This window comes from Rhizobium aethiopicum, from assembly GCF_900094625.1.
Classification (GTDB): domain Bacteria; phylum Pseudomonadota; class Alphaproteobacteria; order Rhizobiales; family Rhizobiaceae; genus Rhizobium; species Rhizobium aethiopicum.
On the sequence record NZ_FMAJ01000014.1, the window covers coordinates 50,604 to 71,006 of the forward strand.

23 protein-coding genes are annotated in these 20,403 nt (G+C 61.2%); 17 read left to right on the top strand and 6 right to left on the bottom strand.

The window, feature by feature from the left end; translation table 11 throughout:
- Nucleotides 1–7 precede the first annotated feature (7 nt).
- The 10 genes from GA0061105_RS24540 to visR all read left to right on the top strand — a co-directional run bounded on the left by GA0061105_RS24540 (nt 8) and on the right by visR (nt 9,828).
- The gene (locus tag GA0061105_RS24540; RefSeq protein ID WP_092753485.1) at nt 8–2,266 is read left to right on the top strand and encodes a chemotaxis protein CheA; all 2,259 of its coding nucleotides are present in this window, start codon (nt 8–10) and stop codon (nt 2,264–2,266) included.
- 4 nt (nt 2,267–2,270) lie between these two features.
- Complete coding sequence (locus GA0061105_RS24545) at nt 2,271–2,738, top strand: chemotaxis protein CheW (RefSeq protein WP_092753487.1); 468 nt, start codon at nt 2,271–2,273, stop codon at nt 2,736–2,738.
- Complete coding sequence (cheR, locus tag GA0061105_RS24550) at nt 2,735–3,643, top strand: protein-glutamate O-methyltransferase CheR (RefSeq protein ID WP_064693805.1); 909 nt, start codon at nt 2,735–2,737, stop codon at nt 3,641–3,643. Before GA0061105_RS24545 ends, cheR begins: the two co-directional genes overlap by 4 nt.
- Complete coding sequence (gene cheB, locus GA0061105_RS24555) at nt 3,640–4,683, top strand: protein-glutamate O-methylesterase CheB (protein ID WP_092753489.1); 1,044 nt, start codon at nt 3,640–3,642, stop codon at nt 4,681–4,683. The genes cheR and cheB overlap by 4 nt, the downstream gene beginning before the upstream one ends.
- The gene (locus GA0061105_RS24560) at nt 4,684–5,073 is read left to right on the top strand and encodes a response regulator (RefSeq protein ID WP_004672258.1); all 390 of its coding nucleotides are present in this window, start codon (nt 4,684–4,686) and stop codon (nt 5,071–5,073) included.
- Nucleotides 5,070–5,624, top strand: coding sequence for a chemoreceptor glutamine deamidase CheD (gene cheD / locus GA0061105_RS24565; RefSeq protein ID WP_064693807.1), 555 nt, complete (start codon nt 5,070–5,072; stop codon nt 5,622–5,624). Before GA0061105_RS24560 ends, cheD begins: the two co-directional genes overlap by 4 nt.
- A 16-nt stretch (nt 5,625–5,640) precedes the next feature.
- Entirely contained in the window at nt 5,641–6,030 is a 390-nt protein-coding gene (cheT, locus tag GA0061105_RS24570; protein ID WP_064693808.1) for a chemotaxis protein CheT, read from the top strand.
- A gap of 201 nt (nt 6,031–6,231) precedes the next feature.
- Complete coding sequence (gene fliF, locus GA0061105_RS24575; protein WP_092753491.1) at nt 6,232–7,923, top strand: flagellar basal-body MS-ring/collar protein FliF; 1,692 nt, start codon at nt 6,232–6,234, stop codon at nt 7,921–7,923.
- 403 nt (nt 7,924–8,326) lie between these two features.
- Nucleotides 8,327–9,073: a transcriptional regulator VisN gene (gene visN / locus GA0061105_RS24580; RefSeq protein ID WP_092753493.1), complete on the top strand. Its 747-nt coding sequence runs from the start codon at nt 8,327–8,329 to the stop codon at nt 9,071–9,073.
- A gap of 8 nt (nt 9,074–9,081) precedes the next feature.
- Nucleotides 9,082–9,828 carry a transcriptional regulator VisR gene (gene visR, locus GA0061105_RS24585; RefSeq protein WP_092753495.1) on the top strand — a complete coding sequence of 249 codons (747 nt, stop codon included), beginning with the start codon at nt 9,082–9,084 and terminating at the stop codon, nt 9,826–9,828.
- Between the two features lie 111 nt (nt 9,829–9,939).
- Here the strand turns inward: visR and GA0061105_RS24590 are convergent, their stop codons facing one another.
- From GA0061105_RS24590 to motA, 6 genes are all read right to left on the bottom strand, one after another.
- Nucleotides 9,940–10,380 carry a hypothetical protein gene (locus GA0061105_RS24590; protein ID WP_064693812.1) on the bottom strand — a complete coding sequence of 147 codons (441 nt, stop codon included), beginning with the start codon at nt 10,378–10,380 and terminating at the stop codon, nt 9,940–9,942.
- Nucleotides 10,381–10,385: 5 nt separating this feature from the next.
- On the bottom strand, nt 10,386–11,465 hold the full coding sequence (gene flhB, locus GA0061105_RS24595) for a flagellar biosynthesis protein FlhB (RefSeq protein ID WP_064693813.1): 1,080 nt from the start codon (nt 11,463–11,465) through the stop codon (nt 10,386–10,388).
- A gap of 232 nt (nt 11,466–11,697) precedes the next feature.
- A complete protein-coding gene (fliG, locus tag GA0061105_RS24600; RefSeq protein ID WP_064693814.1) occupies nt 11,698–12,738 on the bottom strand; it encodes a flagellar motor switch protein FliG in 1,041 nt (346 codons plus the stop codon).
- A 27-nt stretch (nt 12,739–12,765) separates the two neighbouring features.
- Nucleotides 12,766–13,353 (bottom strand): flagellar motor switch protein FliN, encoded by a 588-nt coding sequence (fliN, locus tag GA0061105_RS24605; protein ID WP_064693815.1) that lies wholly within the window; start codon nt 13,351–13,353, stop codon nt 12,766–12,768.
- Between the two features lie 65 nt (nt 13,354–13,418).
- Nucleotides 13,419–14,369, bottom strand: coding sequence for a FliM/FliN family flagellar motor switch protein (locus GA0061105_RS24610; RefSeq protein ID WP_064693816.1), 951 nt, complete (start codon nt 14,367–14,369; stop codon nt 13,419–13,421).
- A complete protein-coding gene (gene motA / locus GA0061105_RS24615; protein WP_064694174.1) occupies nt 14,370–15,242 on the bottom strand; it encodes a flagellar motor stator protein MotA in 873 nt (290 codons plus the stop codon).
- Nucleotides 15,243–15,494: 252 nt separating this feature from the next.
- Here motA and flgF point away from each other — a divergent pair, with 252 nt between their 5' ends.
- From flgF to flgG, 7 genes are all read left to right on the top strand, one after another.
- The gene (gene flgF, locus GA0061105_RS24620; RefSeq protein ID WP_064693817.1) at nt 15,495–16,229 is read left to right on the top strand and encodes a flagellar basal-body rod protein FlgF; all 735 of its coding nucleotides are present in this window, start codon (nt 15,495–15,497) and stop codon (nt 16,227–16,229) included.
- A gap of 95 nt (nt 16,230–16,324) precedes the next feature.
- Entirely contained in the window at nt 16,325–17,722 is a 1,398-nt protein-coding gene (gene fliI / locus GA0061105_RS24625) for a flagellar protein export ATPase FliI (protein ID WP_092753497.1), read from the top strand.
- A gap of 2 nt (nt 17,723–17,724) precedes the next feature.
- Nucleotides 17,725–18,267, top strand: coding sequence for a flagellar protein (locus GA0061105_RS24630; protein ID WP_092753500.1), 543 nt, complete (start codon nt 17,725–17,727; stop codon nt 18,265–18,267).
- A gap of 160 nt (nt 18,268–18,427) precedes the next feature.
- A complete protein-coding gene (gene flgB / locus GA0061105_RS24635; protein WP_064693820.1) occupies nt 18,428–18,820 on the top strand; it encodes a flagellar basal body rod protein FlgB in 393 nt (130 codons plus the stop codon).
- 5 nt (nt 18,821–18,825) lie between these two features.
- On the top strand, nt 18,826–19,242 hold the full coding sequence (flgC, locus tag GA0061105_RS24640; RefSeq protein WP_064693821.1) for a flagellar basal body rod protein FlgC: 417 nt from the start codon (nt 18,826–18,828) through the stop codon (nt 19,240–19,242).
- Nucleotides 19,243–19,245: 3 nt separating this feature from the next.
- Nucleotides 19,246–19,587 carry a flagellar hook-basal body complex protein FliE gene (gene fliE, locus GA0061105_RS24645; protein WP_064693822.1) on the top strand — a complete coding sequence of 114 codons (342 nt, stop codon included), beginning with the start codon at nt 19,246–19,248 and terminating at the stop codon, nt 19,585–19,587.
- Between the two features lie 19 nt (nt 19,588–19,606).
- A complete protein-coding gene (gene flgG, locus GA0061105_RS24650; protein ID WP_092753502.1) occupies nt 19,607–20,395 on the top strand; it encodes a flagellar basal-body rod protein FlgG in 789 nt (262 codons plus the stop codon).
- Nucleotides 20,396–20,403: the final 8 nt, after the last annotated feature.

The window sequence follows — 20,403 nt, forward strand, 5'->3', positions numbered from 1 at the left end:
TGCTCCTATGGATATGAACGAAATCAAAGAGATCTTTTTCCAGGAGTGCGAGGAACAGCTCGCCGAACTGGAATCCGGTCTTCTGAAAATGAATGATGGCGATCGCGATCCGGAAACCGTCAATGCGGTGTTCCGTGCCGTACATTCGATCAAGGGCGGCGCCGGCGCCTTCGGCCTCGACGATCTGGTCGCCTTCGCCCATGTTTTCGAGACCACTCTCGATTGCGTTCGTTCCAACAAGCTCGAGCCGACCCAGGACGTCCTGAAGGTGATGCTGAAGTCGGCCGACGTGCTCGCCGACCTGACCAATGCTGCCCGCGACGGCGGCAGCGTCGATGAAAGCCGCAGCCGCGGCCTCGTCAAGGAGCTGGAAGCGCTGGCCAACGGCGAATTGCCATCTCCCTCGGCAGCAGCCGATGCACCGGCGCCGAAGGCCGCTCCGGCTGCTCCGGCGCCAGCCCCCAAGCCGACCGACGACAGCGGTTTTCAGCCGATCCCATTTTCCTTCGATGATTTCGGCGACGAGGGCGGGCTGCCGGCCTACGAGATCACCTTCAAGCCGCGCCACGAGCTCTATTCCAAGGGTAACGACGCCACCCTGTTGCTGCGCGACCTCTCGCGCCTCGGCGAAATGACGATCTATTGCAATATGGATGAGCTGCCCGGCCTCGAGGAGCTCGATCCGGAGGCGGCCTATTTCTATTGGAACGTCACGCTCAAGACGGACAAGGGCGAGGATGCCATCCGCGCCGTGTTCGAATTCGCCGAGTGGGATTGCGAGTTGTCGGTGAAGTCGGTCGATGAGGCAAGCGACGACGCTTCCAGCAATGAGGAGCTGCCGATGGTGCCGGTTCCCTTCGACCTGTCGATCCTGGACGAGACGGACGCAACGACAGAAGTTTCCGCGCGGTCCGAAGAAACGGCCGCTGCCGTTGCCGCCGCCGAGACAGCTTCGAACGTCACGCAGATGGCCGCAGCCGCCGCCCGCGTCGAGAAGAAGGAATCGGCCGCCGCCGCGGCCGCCGCAAATGCCGCCGCCCAGAACAATGCGGCCGGTGCCGGCCAGACGATCCGCGTCGATCTCGATCGCGTCGATCGCCTCATCAACCTCGTCGGCGAACTGGTCATCAACCAGGCGATGCTGTCTCAGAGCGTCATCGAGAACGACACGACCGGCACATCCTCGATCAATATGGGCCTGGAAGAGCTGCAGCAGCTCACCCGCGAGATCCAGGACTCGGTCATGGCGATTCGCGCGCAGCCGGTGAAGCCGGTCTTCCAGCGCATGTCGCGCATCGTCCGCGAAATCGCCGACATGACCGGCAAGTCGATCCGCCTCATCACCGAAGGTGAGAACACCGAAGTCGACAAAACCGTTATCGACAAGCTGGCCGAGCCGCTGACCCACATGATCCGCAATGCCGTCGACCACGGCATCGAAACCCCGGAAAAGCGCGCTGCCGCCGGCAAAAACACAGAAGGCACGGTCCGCCTCACCGCGAAGCATCGCTCGGGACGCATCCTGATCGAGCTTGCCGACGACGGCGCCGGCATCAACCGCGAGAAGGTCCGCCAGAAGGCGATCGATAACGACCTCATCCCGGCCGACGCGAACCTGTCGGACGAGGAAATCGACAACCTGATCTTCCTTCCGGGCTTCTCCACGGCCGACAAGATCTCCGACATATCGGGCCGCGGCGTCGGCATGGACGTCGTCAAGCGCTCGATCCAGGCGCTCGGCGGCCGCATCAACATCACCTCCAAGCCGGGCCACGGCTCGGTCTTCACCATGAGCCTGCCGCTGACGCTCGCCGTTCTCGACGGCATGGTGGTCACCGTCGCCGGCCAGACACTGGTCGTGCCGCTCACCGCGATCGTCGAGACCCTCCAGCCGGAGGCTTCCGCGATCCACTCCTTCGGCGCCAACCATCGCCTGATCTCGATCCGCAACTCGTTCTGCCCGCTGGTCGATGTCGGCCGCATCCTGAACTTCCGCGCAACCCAGGCCAATCCCGTCGAGGGCGTGGCGCTCCTGGTGGAATCCGAAGGCGGCGGCCAGCGTGCCCTGATGGTCGATGCCATCCAGGGTCAGCGCCAGGTGGTCATCAAGAGCCTGGAAGCCAACTACACCCATGTGCCGGGCATCGCCGCCGCAACCATTCTCGGCGACGGCCGCGTCGCTCTCATCCTCGATGTCGACGCAGTTGTCGGCGCCTCGCGCGGTCAGTCGCTCAAAGCGGAAATGTCGTTGGCAGCGGTAGGGTAAGGGAATGTCGTACGCTGTAAAAAGTCTGAACCAGGGGGATCGCGAGCTGATCGCGTTCCGCATCGGGGATCAGGAATTTTGCGTGAACATCATGTCGGTTCGCGAAATCCGGGGGTGGACCCCGGCGACCGCGATGCCGCACTCGCCTGCCTACCTGCTGGGGGTCATCAACCTGCGCGGCGCGGTACTGCCGATCATTGATCTTGCCGCCCGGCTCGGTATGAAGCCGGCCGATCCGACCGCTCGTCATGTCATCATCGTTGCCCAGGTCCATCGCAAAGTCGTCGGCCTCCTGGTCGACGCGGTCTCCGACATTCTGACGGTGACCGACGAGATCGTGCAGCCGACGCCCGAAATTTCCTCCGACCTCGAGCGCCAATTTGCCCGAGGCATTCTCGCCATCGACAAGCGCATGATCTGCTTGCTCGAACTTGAAGCCCTCTTTTCCGAGACCGAAAGCGAAGCCGCATGAGTGCAATGGGTGCAAAAGATCAGCGGCAGGGAGCCGACGAGGTGCTGGCCAGCGGAGAATATCCGCTGACACGCCGCGACCTCACGGATATCGCCGCCATGATCTACTCGGACGCCGGCATCTTCCTCAACGAGACGAAGGCCTCGCTGGTCTATTCGCGCCTGTCCAAGCATATCCGCAATCTTGGCCTGTCGGGTTTCCGGGAGTATTGCGAACTCGTCGCTTCGCCGGCAGGTGCTGCGGCGCGCCGCGAAATGCTCTCGCATCTGACGACCAATTTCACCCGCTTCTTCCGCGAAAACCATCATTTCGAACACCTGCGAGACCATGTCCTGCCGGAGCTGCTGCAGCGGGCGAGATCGGGGGGCAGGGTGCGCATCTGGTCGGCCGCATCCTCCGATGGGCAGGAACCCTATTCGATCGCGCTGACCGTGCTGTCGCTGATGCCGAATGCCGCCGATTACGACTTCAAGATCCTGGCGACCGACATCGACCCAAAAATCCTCGCCATCGCCCGCGCCGGCGCCTATGACGAGAGCGCGCTCGAAACCGTCTCGCCCGCCATGCGCAAGCAGTGGTTCAGCGAAGTGGAGGTGCAGGGCCGCCGCAAGTTCCAGGTCGACGACCGCGTCAAGCGGCTGATCACCTACAACGAGCTGAACCTGATGGCGCAATGGCCGTTCAAGGGCAAGTTCGACGTCATCTTCTGCCGTAACGTCGTCATCTATTTCGACGAGCCGACGCAGATGAAGATCTGGCAGCGTTTCGCCGGCCTGCTGCCGGAGGGCGGCCATCTCTATATCGGCCATTCCGAGCGCGTTTCCGGCGAAGCGAAGAACGTCTTCGACAATATCGGCATCACGACCTATCGCTACACGACCAAAGGTCTCGGGAGGAAGGCATGAGCGCTCCGGCAAGAGTTCTCGTTGTTGACGACTCGCCGACCATGCGGGGGCTGATTACCGCCGTGCTGAGCTCCGACCCAGAGGTCAATGTCATTGGCCAGGCGGGCGACGCACTGGAAGCGCGTGAAGCGATCAAACGGCTCAACCCCGACGTCGTGACGCTCGACATCGAGATGCCGAACATGAACGGTCTCGATTTCCTTGAAAAGATCATGACGCTGCGGCCGATGCCGGTCATCATGGTATCGACAATGACGCATCGCGGCGCCGAAGCGACGCTTGCGGCGCTCGAGATCGGAGCCTTCGATTGCGTCGGCAAGCCGGGCCCCGGCGAACCCAAGCCCTTCGGCGATCTCGCCGAGAAGGTCAAGGCGGCCGCACGCACGCAGCGCCAGTTCTCCCAACCGGCGGCTGCCGTCGCGCCCCCGCCTTCCGTCGCCGATTTCCGCGTCGGCCGCAAGATCGTCGCGATCGGTTCGTCCACAGGTGGCGTCGAGGCGCTGATCGCCGTGCTGCAGAAATTTCCGGCCAATTGCCCGCCGACGGTCATCACCCAGCATATGCCGCCGACCTTCACCAAGAGCTTTGCCGAACGGCTGAACCGTCTCTGCGCGCCGGTGGTGCAGGAAGCGACCGACGGCGCCCGCCTCGAAATCGGCAAGATCTATCTGGCCCCGGGCGGCGAACGTCATCTCCAGGTCAGCGGCGGCTCGGCGCCGTGCTGCCGTCTTGTCGACCGGGCGCCCGTCAACGGTCACCGCCCCTCGGTGGACGTGCTCTTTGATTCGGTCGCGGAACTCGCAGGCCGCAACGCTGTCGGTGTGATCCTGACCGGAATGGGCCGCGATGGCGCCGCCGGATTGTTGAAAATGCGCCACGCGGGCGCCAGAACGCTCGGCCAGAACGAAAAAACCTGTGTCGTTTACGGAATGCCAAGGGTTGCTCACGAACTTGGCGCCGTCGAGCAGCAGCTGCCACTGACTGCCATCGGTGAAGAAATATTGAAATTGACAGCCGCCCGAAAGGAAGGGACCGAATAAATGTCGATCGCGGAGAAAATCAAAGTTCTGATCGTCGACGATCAGGTAACGAGCCGGTTGCTGCTCAGTGATGCGCTGACCCAGCTCGGTTTCAAGCAGATCACATCCGCAGGCGACGGCGAGCAGGGCATGAAGATCATGACCGAGCAGCCGCACCACCTGGTGATCTCGGACTTCAACATGCCGAAGATGGATGGCATCGGCTTCCTTCAGGCGGTACGCACCAACCCGAACACCAAGAAGGCGGCCTTTATCATCCTTACCGCCCAGGGCGATCGCGCGCTGGTGCAGAAGGCGGCCCAGCTCGGCGCCAACAACGTGCTCGCCAAGCCGTTCACGATCGAGAAGATGAAAGCGGCCATCGAAGCCGTGTTTGGAGCTCTGAAATGATCACTGAGGGGGCAGCCCGTCGCGTGCACATCATTCAAGGCGAGTACAAGGTTCTGAGCGATCCGAATGCGGTCCTCTCGACCATTCTCGGCTCGTGCGTGGCTGCGTGCCTCAGAGATCCCGTCGCCGGTGTCGGCGGCATGAACCACTTTCTGCTGCCCGGTTCGGCGACCTCGCCGACATCAGGCGGCGATGCCACGCGCTACGGCGTGCATCTGATGGAACTGCTGATCAACGGTCTCCTGAAGCAGGGCGCCCGGCGCGACCGGCTGGAGGCGAAGATCTTCGGCGGCGCGAAGACGATCTCGACTTTTTCCAACGTCGGTGAGCAGAACGCGGCCTTCGCCATGCAGTTCCTGAGGGATGAAGGCATACCGGTGGTCGGCTCTTCCACCGGTGGGGAGCACGGGCGCAAGCTCGAATATTGGCCCGTCTCCGGCCGTGCCCGGCAATACCCGTTGACCGGCGCCGAAACGCAGAGAACGGTCGCTCTCGAGCAGCGTCCCGCCGCTCCGCAGAAGCCCGCCGAAACCAGTATCGAATTTTTTTGATGGCGAGGATTTTGATATGACATTTACTCCGGTGATGGAGCCGCCCGCGCCTGTCGAAGCGCTGAGCGACATCCTGATGCGCATCGTTTTGGAACTGCACGATGTGGCCTACCTGATCGAGCGTATCGAACCGCAGCTTCTCGAACTCGGCGGCGCCGAAATCCTGAATTCGCCTGACGCCATGAAGGTCATGCAGGGCATCGATCTGGCCGTGCAGAAGTCGCGCGGTCTTGCCGAATTCATCGACACCATCACCGGCGAAATTCCGCTCGGCTGGACGGTTGATGTCGCGACCGCGCTCAGCCTCGTCAAGCTGGCGGAGATGCAGAAGGCGCTGGGCGGCGCCACCCGCCACGGCCATTCCCAGCCGCTGAGCAAGGCGGCCGGAGATTTCGATTTCTTCTGAAGCGCGCGATCTTTTCAGTCTCGCTTCCCGCATCAAGGGTCCCCGTTCAACGCACGTCGTTCTCGCAAAAATCGCTGCGCGACATGCTTCAGCCTTTCGCTCCGGCACGCTCCCCACGAAACGCTCGCACAAGTTTCGCCGATTATTCGTCAGATGAGGCAATAAGCCTGCTTTGTCTTTGACGGATCGCGCGAGAACAGAATGAATCTGTTAAATCAATTAGTTCAGATCTTTAAGAACTTAGGTGCCCTGGGTCGGACACGCCTGATGATTCTGGGTGGCGTCGGCGCCGTTTCCATCGCGATCATCCTTGCGGCTGCCCTTTTCGTCAACAAACCGGCACAGGAAACGCTTTACGTCGGTCTCGACGCTCCCGATCTTAACCAGATAAGCATGGCGCTTGCCGAAGCCAACATCAATTTCCAGGTCGGCACCGACGGTTCCAGCATCACCGTTCCGGCGGGCATGACGGGCAAGGCCCGCCTGATGCTTGCCGAACGCGGCCTGCCGAACAGCGCCAATGCCGGCTACGAACTCTTCGACAATGTCGGCTCGCTCGGCCTGACCTCCTTCATGCAGGAAGTGACGCGGGTTCGCGCGCTGGAAGGTGAAATCGCTCGCACGATCCAGTCGATCTCGGGCATAACAGCCGCGCGCGTCCATATCGTCATGCCCGAGGTCGGAAACTTCCGGAAGGCTGAGCAGAAACCGACCGCTTCCGTCATGATTCGCGCAAGCGCCGCTACCGGGCGCGGCGCGGCGACCTCGATCCGCCACCTCGTCGCCTCGGCCGTGCCGGGGCTCGACGTCGATGACGTCACGATTCTTGATTCCGCCGGCCAGTTGCTCGCTTCCGGCGACGAAACGAGCAACAGCTCGCTGAACCGCTCGCTCAATATCGTCCAGAACGTTCAGCAGGAAGTCGAATCCAACATCGACAAGGCGCTGGCGCCCTTCCTCGGCATGGACAATTTCCGCTCCAGCGTCACCGCCGACCTCAACACCGACGCCCAGCAGATCCAGGAGACGGTCTACGATCCCGAATCCAAGGTCGAGCGCTCGGTCCGCTCGACGAAGGAAGCCCAGCAGTCGCAGCAGAAGCAGTCCGACAACGCGACCACCGTCGAACAGAACATTCCCCAGGCGGCCCCGGAAGCCGGCGGCGCCGGCGGCCCGGAATCGCAGGACAAGTCCGACAAGCGCGAAGAGCAGACCAACTACGAAATCAACAGCAAAACGACCGCGACGACCCGCAGCAGCTACGAGGTCGAGAAGCTGTCGATCGCCGTCGTGGTCAACAAGGGCCGCATCGCCAAGATGGTCGGCGAGCCCGCCGACCAGGCCAAGATCGACGCCTATCTCGCCGAAATGCAGAAGATCGTTTCTTCGGCGGCCGGCATTGACGCCAAGCGCGGCGACGTCGTAACCGTCACGGCGATGGACTTCCTCGAGAATCAGCTGCTCGAAGATGCCACCGGCGGTGTCCGCGTCATGGACATGCTGAGCCGCAACCTTGCCGGCATCATCAACTCGCTGGCCTTCGTCGCCGTCGCCTTCGTGGTGGTTTGGATGGGTCTGCGGCCGCTGGTACGCAGCGTCAGCGGCAACGGCGCCACCTCGGTCCTCGGCGACGCGACGCCGGAAGCCGCCGGTCTCGAACTCCCCGACTTCGCGCCTGCAGCCGGAGCGCCCGGGGGCGCTCTCATGGACGGCTTCGGATCCGACTTCGGCTTCGACAGCACCGAGGATCTGCTCAGCCTCGGCGACGACGACGGCAACTTCAACCGCCGCGTCAAGGAGGGGCCGGAACGCAAGCTTGCCCGCATGGTGGAGATCAACGAGGAGCGCGCCGCCAAAATCCTCAGGAAATGGGCGATCGACGACGCAGCATAAAAAGGGGCCGGGAAACCGGCCCTGTTTGCGCCAGCGCCGGACTCTATCAGGTGGCGGACAGCGCCGGTGCCGGCGAGGCGACCGCTGGATCTGAAAGGTCGCGACGCGCTTCAGGCGAGGTGAACAAATCTGTTGAGCTTCACTCGCGTAATACGCGAATCGAGTTGCGGCACAGCCAGAATCACCTTAGCCTCCCTATATGTTGAGGGGCAAAATCGGCATTCGAATCAGGGCACGGACGGCGGCGAAAGTAAATCCCCAGAAGTCGGAGATGGTACTTTGCATCGTCCGGCTTACCCTTGGGTGATTCGAAATGGGATTCGAGCGGACTTGAATTGAATCCTTTGCAGAAAAATAGCAGTTGCACCGCGTGTGATCGCTTCTCAGCCGCAGGACATTGCCGATGGATATGAACATAGTTCTGGCGAGCAAAGGCGAGAGGCAGATGATGAATTTCGCAAGCGCCGTGGCACCGGCCCTGTTGCCGCGCGACGAGCTGATCCAGCGCCTGCACGGGGTTGCCAGCACTGGCAGGTTGCAGTCCGGTCTGCGTGCACTGATGGAATATGTCGGTGCCTCGCACTATCTGCTGGCGCGTTGTGACCTCATCCAGGAAAGCGGCCTCGATTTCATCGTTTCCTCGGATTGGCCCTTCGACCTGGTCAAGGAGGTCGCTAATGATCTTGTCAGCGGCTATGCCCGCTCGACTGAGCTGGAAAAATGCATGCAGGTCTTCCAGCCGAATTTTGCGCTTTTGCCAGAGGGTGCCGATGTGCCGGAGGGCGCCAGCCGCCAATACTGTTCATTGACCTTCAATGTCGGCCGCTCGCGGCTGGCCTTGATGTTCCTGTTCGGCGAAGGGTTCATCCTCTCGCCGGAGCGCCTGCGCGACGTAGGACTGCTTGCCGGTTATGTCGCGAGCTTCCTGCGCTGCGGGGGCGCAAGGGTCGATCGCGATTTTGAACTGACCGATCGCGAGCTCGAATGCCTGTTCTGGATTGCCGAGGGCAAGACCAGCGACGAGATCGCCATGATACTCGGAATCTCCCGCAACACGATCAACAACTACATCACCAGCGTGATGCGGAAAACCGCGACCAAGACCCGGTCGGAGGCCATTGCCTTCGCGGTCCGCAACAATCTCGTATAGGGGGATTCATGGGGCATCCATCAAGCAGGGTGATGAACGGCGCCGATCCGCTGCGCATGGTGCGGGTGAACAGGATTTCCAGCCGTTCGGATCTTTTTCCGCGGCTGATCGCCATGCAGAAGCTTGCCGACGCTCAAGGCTTCGCGATCTACCGCGTCAGCGGCTCGGGACTTCCGGCAAAGCAGCGCCTTGTCTGCGAGCTCGAGAATTGGGGATCTTCCAATGCCGGTTTCGGCAAGAGCTTCACCGACGCGTATGGCGATATCCTTCTCGAGCATATCGAAAAGTCGCTGCTGCCGCTGTCATGGGCCGGTGCTCACGACCGGGCGGCCCCCGGCCCGGCGGATTTTGCTCCCTTCATGACGCGCCTGAAGGATGGCATCCTGCCTTTCTCCGGCCTTGCCTTTCCGGTGCGGCTCGGGGCTGTGGGCAATGGCTTCATCCTTTTCACCGGTGATGATATCGATCCTTCAAGCGACATGATCGTCGAGCTGCACGGTCGCTGCTGCCATATTATGATGGATCTGCTGTCGCTCGACGAACGCCGCTCGGCCGCCGCCGAAGCGCTGAGCGAACGCGAAATCGCCTGCCTCCAGCTTGCCGGCGATGGCCGTATCAGCGAAGAGATCGCCGAAAAACTCGGTCTGTCCGTGCACACAGTCAACGCCTATCTCGGTTCAGCGACCATCAAGCTCGATTCCGTCAACCGTATCCAGGCGATCGCCAAGGCGATCCGGCTCGGCTATATCAGCTGAACCGGCGCGGGCCGCCCTCAATGAAAGACGGCTTTAGGGCATGCGCGCAAATTAAGCGCCGGCCAGGAGAATCTGAAAGATAGCGATGCGCCTGGATTGTTCTGAAGGCTCTCAGCTGGCGAGCGCGCTGGGCGGTTTCACATTGTAGCGGGATTGCCGAAGGCTCGTTTCAAGGAACACGGTATTCTCGTCGGGATCGGGCGAGGGATTCTGGAAAGCGATGTGGTTGATTTCGATGCCGGCATGATCTTCGGCAAGGGTGAGCTGCGCGTAGACGGTGACGCCGCGCGGCTTGATTTCCAGGTCGAGAACAACCTCGGGCTTGCCGCCCCACTCGAGCGTATAATTTCCGCCCAGGCCGAAATTGACAGTGCCCGGATGAAAGAAAAGCTCCGCCGCCGAAGCGACAAGATCGGCCAGATTGCCGTAATACTCGAAGCGCAGCAGTGAAATAAGGTCAGAGGCATCCAGAAGGCGCAGTTCGGTGGCGACCGGGCTGATCGCCTCTGCGAGGATCTTTTCACGCTGGGCAGAGTGAGGGCATTTTTTCATTCGGCTTATCTTACCCGTTTGTTCTTGGCGTCTGCGGCGTAGACCCTGTGTATGAGCTCCGCAACGGCCTTATAGAAGACTGACGGTATGACACTATCGACCGAGACTTGCGCAAACATGGAGCGCGCAAGCGGCGGATCCTCGAACACGGGGATGCCGTTCTGCTCGGCGATCTCCCTGATTTTGAGTGCAATCAGGTCCTGGCCCTTGGCCAGAACCACCGGTGCGTCGTTCTCTTCACGCGCATAGCGCAGCGCCACGGCGTAGTGCGTCGGGTTGGCGATGACAAGCGTTGCGCGGTGCACGTTGGCGATCATGCGCCGGCGCGCGCGGTCGCGCATCAGCGACCGCTGCCGGCTTTTGACAAAGGGATCGCCCTGCGCCTGCTTGTTTTCTTCCTTCACCTCGTGGCGCGTCATCTTGAGTTCGGTGAACCAGTGATGGCGCGTCCAGAAAAGATCGGCGATCGCAACGATCGCAGTGGCGATCAGCATGACGATGATGATCTTTCGCATCGCCGTCATCATCCGCATGAGGATCGTTTGCGGATCCGAGAACATCGCGTCGATCGAGCCGAAATATTCGCTCCTGAGCACGAAGAACAGAATCACTCCGACGACGACGACCTTGAACAGCGATTTGCCGAACTCGACGAGGCCGGGGAGGCTGAACAGCCGTGACCAGCCCTTGGTGAGAGAGATGCGCGAGACCTGCGGCCTGATGCGTTCAAGAACGGGTGTCGGCAGGTTCTGGAAGATCGAGGAGGCAATGCCGAAGACCATGAACAGGATGAACGCAGGCGCCAGGAGCGACGCACAGGCCCAGCCGAGCCGAGCGAACAGCGCCAGAATGTCCGATCCCGTCTCGATTTTCCATTGGTCGGGCTGCTCGAAGATGTCGCGCAGCGTTTCAGTCATGCGGCCGACGCTATCGGGAAGAAAGAACACCAGATAGATGAAAGTGGCGAGGATGGTCGCGAAGATCGACAGCTCGCGCGAAAACGGCACATTGCCTTTTTCCGCGGCGTCGGTTCGCTTTTTCGCGGTCGGGGCTTCTGTTTTGCTGTCCTTGTCATCATCTGCCAAGTCGCAGCCCTCCGTCAAACAAACAGGCCGCAGCGAATGCATGCCACCCCAAACTGGGCAGCGGTTTTGGGATGACGAGATGTGTCAAGACAAAAACCTGAAGCGCGCCGCAGACACCGGGTGCTCTGCGACACGCTAAACAGCGCGGCCGATCGGTAAAGGGTAGTCGCCCGTGGCACGGTGATCAACAGCGGCCTGTTTGCCGGCCGGATTTGTCAACAGTCTCAAAAGGTCAGGCGGCTGCCGAAGCCTCGCCTTCTTTCTCCTTGAGCTCGATCTGGCCCGAATTGGCAAGGCGAATCGCTTCCTGCGCCACGGCACGCCGGGCGATGGCGATCTCGCGCGGATTGACGCCGCCCATGCCGCTCTGCAGATCCGATTCGATCATGCGGCGCTGGCGTGGGCTGATGGCGGAGAGAACCGCTTCGCGGATCTCGGCAGGCGAGCCGCGCAGCGAGACTGTCAGCACGTCGGTCGAAATGTCGTTGAGCAGCAGGACGCGGCTGCGCTGCGGCATGTACATGAGGTCCTCGAAGAGGAAGATCTTCGGGCGAACCTTGTTGACCGCCTCGCGGCTGATCGATTCGAGCGAGGTGAGCAGCGTGTCGACCTGCGGCTTGTCGAGTTCGTTCATGAGATCGGCGACCTTCGTCGAGCCGGCTGCGTTGCGCTCTGCCTCGATCTCGGCAAGCAGCGTCATCACCTGGTTCTCGATGATCTGGGCAGCCTTCGGGCTGACGGCCTTCATGTTGACCGTTCGGTTCATAATGTCGGCGCGACGATTGTCGGGAAGCTGCAGCAACACCTTGGCGCCGAAGGCGGAGGGCATCATCGAAAGGATATAGGCAACGGTCTGCGGATGTTCGCGCAGCAGGAACTGTGCGACGAATGCCGGCTCAGCTTCGCTGAGGCGATCCCAGATCGATGTTTCGTAGGCCTGGAAGGCCGTGCGCCGGCCGAGCAGGCTGTCAACCTCGTCGGGGGTCAGGCCTTCTTCCAGAATGGCTTCGATCGCTTTGGCATTGTCCATCAGTCCGGCGCCCTCGGTGAAGAGGTCCTCGAACTCGGAGACGAGCGACAGGAGCTCGTCCGGCGGGATGGCGCGCAACGATTGGGCAGATGAGATAATGGTCTGCAGCTCGGCCTGGGTGAAATATTTCAACAGCCGGCCGGCGACACCCTTTCCCATGGCGAGAAGGACCGCCGCCGCCTTTTCAGCCTGGGTCAACGGTTTCCCGGCTAGCGCGCCGCCGAAATCGTCAAAGTCCATCATGGTCTAACCTCTCCGTCCCCACAGGGATCAGGCTTTTTTCGTACTCAAAACTTCTATCAGTTTCACGCCGAATCGAGTGTCGTCGTTATCAAGAACAGTAATCTCGCCGCGCGCAATCCTGCGGCCGTTCACCATGATCTCGACAGGCTCGCCGATTTTCTTGTCGAGAGCGATCGTCGCCCCTTCGTTGAGGTTCATCAGGCCCGAGACCTGCATCCGGCTGGTGCCGAGCATGATCTGGACATCGATCGGAATGTCCATGATCAGTTCAAAGTTCGAGGTCAGCGCGCTGCCGAGCGGCGCCGGCGACGCCTCGAACGAAGAGTCGCCGCCGAAATCCATGCCTGCAGCCGGGCTGGCATTGCCGGCGCCGAAGTCGCCGCCGAAATCATCGCCGCCGAACGGGGAATCCGAAATCCCGCCGCCAAAGGCGGCCAGATCCGTTCCTGCTGCGAAGCCATCGTTCTCCAGGTCGCCGCCGAACTGCGACAGGTCGCCATCGGAATCCTTCTTCAGCACGCCGCGCAGATCGTCGATCGCCTGGTCGAGATCGGCTTCGCTGCCCGGCATATCCAGGGAGAGGTCACTGTCCTGCTGTGTTTTCTTCGTAGCCATGAAATCACTATTCCAGTTGAAACTTGCCTCAAACTGCCTTTGCAGCCCAAAAGCCAGAGAACCGATTAATTCATTAAATGACGGATGAGTTCGTCATCCGAGTTCATCGTATCCTTGACGCGGACCATGTAGTTTTCGCCTGAACGCCCGAACTCGCATACATACAATTCCTTGCTGTTGGCGCTGACCTCGACGCGCACGTCGCCGCTGTCGCGGAAGGGGATGACATCGCCGACCATCAGCTTCGATATGGTACGCAGCGTCAGGTCCTGCAGCCTGATCTTGGCCTCGAGCGTAACATGCGAGCGGCGGACCTGGTCGCCGAGCTGTTCGGTCCATTCCGGCGAGTTGCCGCCGGCCTGGCGCTTCGGCTTCGGCGGCGTCACCTTGGTCTTGAGCAGCGCCGTCTGCGGAACGATCAAAGAGAATTCGGAAACGATGCCGGCCAGCGTGATCGACATATTGATGGCGGCGGCGAATTCGTCCGGGCGGTCCTCCGCCGGCCGCGGACGCACGTCATGGGCGTGCGGGGCCGAAAGGCCAAGTTCGAAACCGCCCGCTGCGTTGACCGCCGAGCGCAGCACCTTGGCAATCTTGTCGAAGACCATGACGGCTAGGTCGAGTTCGATGACCGAGAGCAGCCGCTCGGCCGGCTCCTCGATCGTATCGGCGGTGGCGCCGAGCAGGTGCTCCATCAGCGTGATGACGAAACCGTTGCCGCAGGCAAGGGTGATGTTCTGCGACCAGTTGCGTAATGTCGCGTCGACGAGCGTGACGTTGGCGCTCAGATCGTCGATCAGGTGGTTCTTGTAACCGATCTCGCAGCCGAGATAGGTGACCGTCACGTCGAGGCCAGTCTCGCTTTTGATGACATCGGGAAAGAACTCGCTGTAGACAGCGCCGAAGGCGCTGCAGATTTTGGCCACCCTGCCTCTGTCGCCAAGTCCGCCCGTCAGCTTGGCGAGGAGGGCAGGATCCATTGCCGGTTTGTCATGCGAAGCATTGCTCATGGTCATTTAAGCCGCCTTGTTTTCGCCGCCGGGGTTCATCATTTCCTGTTCAACTGCATCGATGGAAGGACGTTCGTAGGCCGAAATGGTCTTGCGGCCGTATTCGAGAGCGACCTGCGGCACCGAGCCGTTCATATAGGCAAGCAGCGTCTGCTTGACGATCACGTAGAGACGATGCTGCTTGCTGCGTACGATCTTGATCTGGGAGACCAGCGGCGAGCAGAGGCAGTAGGACAAGAGAATGCCGAGGAAGGTGCCGACGAGCGCCGAGCCGATCAGGTGACCGAGCACTTCAGGCGATTCGTTGATCGCGGCCATCGCCTTGATGACGCCGAGAACCGCCGCGACGATACCGATAGCCGGGAAGGAATCGCCCATGATCTGGATCGCGTGGTAGGGCTTCATCTTGTCGTGCATGATGGTGTTGAGCTCTTCGTCCATCAGCGCCTCGATTTCGTGGCTGCGGGCGTTGCCGATGATGATCAGGCGCACGTAGTCGCAGATGAAGGCCGTCAGTTCCTTGTTCTTCAGAACGGTCGGAGCCTGCTGGAAGATCGTCGATTCTGCCGGATTGTCGATATGGGCTTCGATTTCGTTTCGTGACTTGGTGCGCAGGTCGCGCATCAGCGAGTAGAGCACGCCGAGCGTGTCGAGATAGTTGCGTTCTTTCGGCACCGCGTGCTTGAAGGCTTCGCCGAGGGCCTTCCCGGAATCCTTCACCACCTTCATCGGGTTTGCCATGATGAAGCTGCCGAGACCGGCGCCGCCGATGATGAGGAATTCGAAGGGCTGGAACAGAGCGTCCACATGGCCGCCCATTGCCATGAAGCCGCCGATGACGCAGCCGCAAGTCACTATAAATCCGATAATGATGTTCATCGTCAGCCCAATCTGAACGTTGCTTTTCTTTGAGACGGATAGGGTTTCTGCCTTGCGTGAGGCTGATGAAAAGGCCGCATGCGGGCATTTCAGCCTGCCAGCTTCGCGCAAGCATCTGCCGTCAATCTAAAGGAGACGAATGGGCGCTCGCGCCCGTTTCTGAGATGCCGCCTCAGCGAAATTCCGGCCGAACCAGATCAGACGACGCCCGGCTTTCGTTCCGTTCATCGCCAATGTTTGGAGCTTACCGACATGCAATCCGGTCTTTACGTTTCTCTGTCGTCGCAGATGGCGCTTGAAAAGCGCCTGAACACCATCGCGGACAACATGGCCAACGTGAACACCACCGGTTTTCGCGCCACCGAGGTGAAGTTCGACGAGATGGTCGCGGCCACCAAGAACAAGCTGAATACCAAGGTCGCCTTCGTTTCCCAGGGCAACGATTATCTGAACGAACAAAGCGGCGAACTGCAGCACACCGGCAACATGCTCGATTTCGCCATCAAGGGCGATGCCTGGTTCTCGCTCGACACGCCGGCCGGCCGCGTACTGACGCGGGACGGCCGCTTCACGATCAAGGAGACCGGCGAACTCGTGTCGATCAGGGGATATCCGGTTCTCGACGCCGGCGGCGCGCCGATCCAGCTCGACACCAGGGCCGGCGAGCCGGCTGTCGGCACCGATGGCATCATTTATCAGAGCGGTCGCCAGGTCGGCTCTCTCGGCCTGTTTGAGGCCGATATCAGCAAGGGTTACCTGCGCTACGAGAACAGCGGCATCATGACCACCGACCAGCCGCGCGCCGTCGTCGACCGCTTCAATGTCGGTGTCGAGCAGGGATATCTGGAAAATTCCAACGTCAACGCCATGCGCGAGATCACCCAGCTGATCGAAGTCAACCGCGCCTTCGAAAGCATTTCGTCGCTGATGCGCGACAGCGAGGATTCCTTCAAGGAAGCCGTCCAGACGCTTGGGGGCAGCCGCTAATGCATTTTGCCCACAAGTGCGCCGCGGCTGCGCGAGGACGACATGCACAGCAACACATATCGAAAATGCATCGCATTTTCGGACGGGATTGAAGCATGAGCTCGACGTTATTGGCCGAGGAAGGCCTTTCCCCGAAGCTGGCGCATCTGGCGGGTCTCGTCGACCAATATGCATCGCCGGAGTTCGCGGTTGCCCATGGCGGTCGCGTTCAGACCATTGCCGCCGGCCATTACACGGTTTGTGGTCTTTCCCGCCATGTTCGTCTCGGCGAGTTCGTCGCTCACAAATCCGCCTCCGGCGTCCATCTTGGCGAGGTCGTTCGTGTCGAGCCGGAGCTGATCTACGTCTGCCCGATCGAACCGGGCGAGCCGATCGGCATCCATGATACCGTCATCCGCAAGGGCGCCTTCCGTATTTCGCCGTCCGACAGCTGGTGCGGGCGGACCGTCAATTCGCTCTGTGAGCCGATCGACGGGCTTGGTCCGATCACCGAGGGTCTCGATCGCCGCTCGATCTCCAATACTGCGCCGCCCTCGATGACCCGCCAGCGGGTCGGGACCGGCTTCAAAACCGGCGTGCGCGCGATCGACATCTTCTCGCCGCTCTGCCTCGGCCAGCGTCTCGGTATCTTCGCCGGCTCCGGCGTCGGCAAATCGACGCTTCTGTCCATGCTCGCCCGCGCCGACGCCTTCGACAAGGTGGTGATCGCGCTCGTCGGCGAACGCGGCCGCGAGGTGCGCGAGTTCATCGAGGATACGCTCGGCAGCAATATGAAGAAGGCGATTGCCGTCGTCGCGACCAGCGATGAAAGCCCGATGCTGCGCAAGATGGCGCCGCTGACGGCAGTCACCATCGCCGAGCATTTCCGCGACAAGGGCGAGAACGTCCTCTTCGTCGTCGACAGTGTCACCCGGTTCGCCCATGCGATTCGCGAAGTGGCGACGGCCTCCGGCGAGCCGCCGATCGCCCGCGGTTATCCCGCCTCCGTCTTCACCGAACTGCCGCGCCTGCTCGAACGCGCCGGTCCCGGCCCCGAGGGTGCCGGCACGATCACCGCGATCATTTCGATCCTCGTCGACGGCGACAACCACAACGACCCGATCGCAGATTCGACGCGCGGCATCCTCGACGGCCACATCGTCCTGCTGCGCAGCCTCGCCGAAGAAGGGCGCTATCCTCCGATCGATCCTCTCGCCTCGATCTCGCGTCTTGCCCGCAAGGCCTGGACGCCGGACCAGGAAAAGCTGGTGTCGCGGCTGAAGGTACTGATCCACCGGTACGAGGAAACGCGCGACCTGCGGCTGATCGGCGGCTACCGCCAGGGCGCCGATCCCGATCTCGACATGGCGGTCAAGCAGGTGCCCATCATTTACGACGTCCTGAAACAGTCTCCGGGCGATCGCGACTCGGTCGACGCCTTTGCCGATCTCGCCGGCGCGCTCAAGGCTGCAGCCGGCATGGGCAATCACGGCGCATCCATCCAGAGGAGATAGACGTGGCTGAATTCGACGACGAACGCATCGCTTCCCTGAAGCAGCGCAGGAAAACCGCCACACAGGACCGGTTTCTAACCTTTGCCGGCCTGGCGCTTGCCGGCGCCTCCGCCTTTTTCCCCTGGTACGTCTTCTTCAACGCGGACAAGTTCGGGATCAACGTTACCGCCAGCAGCAATTCGCGTGAACTGCCGGATTGGCCCGCCCGCAACGTCTTCAGCGTCTCGCCTCTGGCCATGGTCAACAAGAACGAGACGGCCAAAAAGGTTCCGCCGGTCGACCCGCTTACGACGGCGACGGTCTCCGATCTCGGCAAGGCGCGTGATGGCGACGCGATGCTGGAAGACCAGCCGTTCCCGGGCAAGTCTTCCTTCCGCCTGCTGCATGTGTCCAACGGCAGGGCGCTGATCGAGGATCCCTCGGGCATGTATGTGGTGCGCATCGGCTCGGTCCTGCCTGACGAAAGCCGCCTTGCGACGCTCGAGCAGCGCGACGGCAAGTGGGTGATCATCACTTCCAAGGGCGAGATCTACAAGAAGGATTGACCCCCTTCGCAAGGGTCGAAGACGACAGGGGCTCCGCCGCGAACCGGCAGGGGCCCCTTCTTATGGCGGCTTTGTTGGAAGCGCCTCGAAGGCCGAATTCCCGTAAGTCCCACGCAAGATTACCGCACTAGGTTCGGGGTAGTAAAAACGGAGAGTTCTCATGCAACCGATCCAACTTTTCGACTTGGCTTCGCGGCAGGCGGAATGGCTGACGATCCGTCAGCAGGTTGTTGCCGGCAACATCGCGAATGCCAATACCCCGAAGTTCCGCGCCAAGGACGTCACGCCCTTCGATGCCGTGCTGGACAGGTCCGACATCACCATGGCGCGGACCAATCCGGCGCATCTGAGCGGTAACGATTTCAGCGACAGCGGCGATATCGACGTCAAGGAAGCCGCGCTCGATCAGGAAATCGGCATTCAGGAATCCGGCAACACCGTCGGGCTGGCGGAGGAGCTTTCCAAGTCGGGTGACATCAAGCGCCAGTACGATTTGAACACCTCCCTGGTCAGCTCCTTCAACCGAATGATGTTGATGACCGTCAGGAAGTAATTGTCATGGATCCGCTTTCCGCAGCTATGAAAATCGCCGGTTCGGGGCTCGAGGCGCAATCGACGCGCCTGCGCATCGTCTCCGAAAACATCGCCAACGCCCGATCGACCGGCGACACGCCCGGCGCCGACCCTTATCGCCGCAAGACGATCACCTTTGGCCAGCAGATGGACCGCACCAGCGGCGTCGAGACCGTCAACGTCAAGAAAGTCGGCGTTGATGAAGGCGATTTCAGCACCGAATTCGACCCCAGCAATCCGGCGGCGGACGCCAAGGGTGTGGTCAAATTGCCGAACGTCAACATCCTTGTCGAGATGGCCGACATGCGTGAAGCCAATCGCTCCTATGACGCCAACCTGCAGACCATCAAGCAGACCCGCGACCTCATCTCCTCCACGATCGATCTTCTGAAGAGCCAATAATAAATGATCAGCAGCGTCCAGAATGTCAGCAATCTTTCGATGACCCGCGCGCTCGGCGCCGTTGACACCGAAAATTCCGCCTCTTCCGCCGCAACGACCATGCCGGGCACCGCAGGTGCGGCCAACGGCCCGAGCTTCGCCTCCGTTATAGGCGGCATGGCGACCGACGCGGTCAACAGCCTGAAGGGCGCCGAAAGCATGTCCTTTGCCGGCATCAAGGGTACGGCGACGACCCGTGAGGTCGTCGATTCCATGCTCCAGGCCGAGCAGACGCTGCAGACCGCGATCGCCATCCGCGACAAGGTCGTTACGGCCTTTCTCGAAGTCACCAGGATGCAGATGTAACTGATTTGAGGACGAACACATGAGAGCGCTCGCCATCGCAGCAACGGGCATGGATGCCCAGCAGACCAATCTGGAAGTCATCGCGAACAACATCGCGAACATCAACACGACGGGCTTCAAGCGGGCCCGCGCCGAGTTCACCGACCTTCTCTACCAGACCGAACGCGCAAAGGGCGTTGCCAACCGCGCCAACCAGGCAGTCGTTCCGGAAGGCGCGAATATCGGCCTCGGCGTCCAGACTTCGGCGGTCCGCAATCTGCACCTGCAGGGCGAGCTCACTCAGACCGGCAATGATCTCGACGTGGCGCTGATCGGCAAGGGCTTCTTCCAGATCCAGTCGACCGATGGCACCACGCTCTATACTCGCGCCGGCGCCTTCAACAAGAACGACCAGGGCCAACTCGTCACCATCGACGGCTATGAGGTTCTTCCCGGCATCACCATCCCGCAGGGCTCGAAGGAACTGACGATCAGCCGCTCCGGCGAAGTGACCGCCAAGCTGCCCGGCCAGACCGATCCGACCACGCTCGGCCAGCTGACGCTTGCAGACTTCGTCAACGAGGCGGGCCTCCAGCCGATCGGCGACAACCTCTTCCAGGAAACGCTGGCATCCGGCGAAGCCGTCATCGGCAACCCCGACGAAGAAGGTTTCGGCTACATGAAGCAGGGTTATCTGGAATCCTCGAACGTCGACCCGGTGAAGGAAATCACCGAGCTCATATCGGCCCAGCGTGCTTATGAAATGAATTCCAAGGTGATCACGACAGCTGATGAAATGGCCTCCATCGTCAGCAAGAACCTGAAGTAAAGGGAAGG

What these genes read in the sequence shown, in the direction of transcription:
- GA0061105_RS24540 (WP_092753485.1), top strand. Translation starts at nt 8, where the DNA reads ATGGATATGAACGAAATCAAAGAGATCTTTTTCCAGGAGTGCGAGGAA.
- GA0061105_RS24545 (WP_092753487.1), top strand. Translation starts at nt 2,271, where the DNA reads ATGTCGTACGCTGTAAAAAGTCTGAACCAGGGGGATCGCGAGCTGATC.
- cheR (WP_064693805.1), top strand. Translation starts at nt 2,735, where the DNA reads ATGAGTGCAATGGGTGCAAAAGATCAGCGGCAGGGAGCCGACGAGGTG.
- cheB (WP_092753489.1), top strand. Translation starts at nt 3,640, where the DNA reads ATGAGCGCTCCGGCAAGAGTTCTCGTTGTTGACGACTCGCCGACCATG.
- GA0061105_RS24560 (WP_004672258.1), top strand. Translation starts at nt 4,684, where the DNA reads ATGTCGATCGCGGAGAAAATCAAAGTTCTGATCGTCGACGATCAGGTA.
- cheD (WP_064693807.1), top strand. Translation starts at nt 5,070, where the DNA reads ATGATCACTGAGGGGGCAGCCCGTCGCGTGCACATCATTCAAGGCGAG.
- cheT (WP_064693808.1), top strand. Translation starts at nt 5,641, where the DNA reads ATGACATTTACTCCGGTGATGGAGCCGCCCGCGCCTGTCGAAGCGCTG.
- fliF (WP_092753491.1), top strand. Translation starts at nt 6,232, where the DNA reads ATGAATCTGTTAAATCAATTAGTTCAGATCTTTAAGAACTTAGGTGCC.
- visN (WP_092753493.1), top strand. Translation starts at nt 8,327, where the DNA reads ATGGATATGAACATAGTTCTGGCGAGCAAAGGCGAGAGGCAGATGATG.
- visR (WP_092753495.1), top strand. Translation starts at nt 9,082, where the DNA reads ATGGGGCATCCATCAAGCAGGGTGATGAACGGCGCCGATCCGCTGCGC.
- GA0061105_RS24590 (WP_064693812.1), bottom strand. Translation starts at nt 10,380, where the DNA reads ATGAAAAAATGCCCTCACTCTGCCCAGCGTGAAAAGATCCTCGCAGAG.
- fliG (WP_064693814.1), bottom strand. Translation starts at nt 12,738, where the DNA reads ATGATGGACTTTGACGATTTCGGCGGCGCGCTAGCCGGGAAACCGTTG.
- fliN (WP_064693815.1), bottom strand. Translation starts at nt 13,353, where the DNA reads ATGGCTACGAAGAAAACACAGCAGGACAGTGACCTCTCCCTGGATATG.
- GA0061105_RS24610 (WP_064693816.1), bottom strand. Translation starts at nt 14,369, where the DNA reads ATGACCATGAGCAATGCTTCGCATGACAAACCGGCAATGGATCCTGCC.
- motA (WP_064694174.1), bottom strand. Translation starts at nt 15,242, where the DNA reads ATGAACATCATTATCGGATTTATAGTGACTTGCGGCTGCGTCATCGGC.
- flgF (WP_064693817.1), top strand. Translation starts at nt 15,495, where the DNA reads ATGCAATCCGGTCTTTACGTTTCTCTGTCGTCGCAGATGGCGCTTGAA.
- fliI (WP_092753497.1), top strand. Translation starts at nt 16,325, where the DNA reads ATGAGCTCGACGTTATTGGCCGAGGAAGGCCTTTCCCCGAAGCTGGCG.
- flgB (WP_064693820.1), top strand. Translation starts at nt 18,428, where the DNA reads ATGCAACCGATCCAACTTTTCGACTTGGCTTCGCGGCAGGCGGAATGG.
- flgC (WP_064693821.1), top strand. Translation starts at nt 18,826, where the DNA reads ATGGATCCGCTTTCCGCAGCTATGAAAATCGCCGGTTCGGGGCTCGAG.
- fliE (WP_064693822.1), top strand. Translation starts at nt 19,246, where the DNA reads ATGATCAGCAGCGTCCAGAATGTCAGCAATCTTTCGATGACCCGCGCG.
- flgG (WP_092753502.1), top strand. Translation starts at nt 19,607, where the DNA reads ATGAGAGCGCTCGCCATCGCAGCAACGGGCATGGATGCCCAGCAGACC.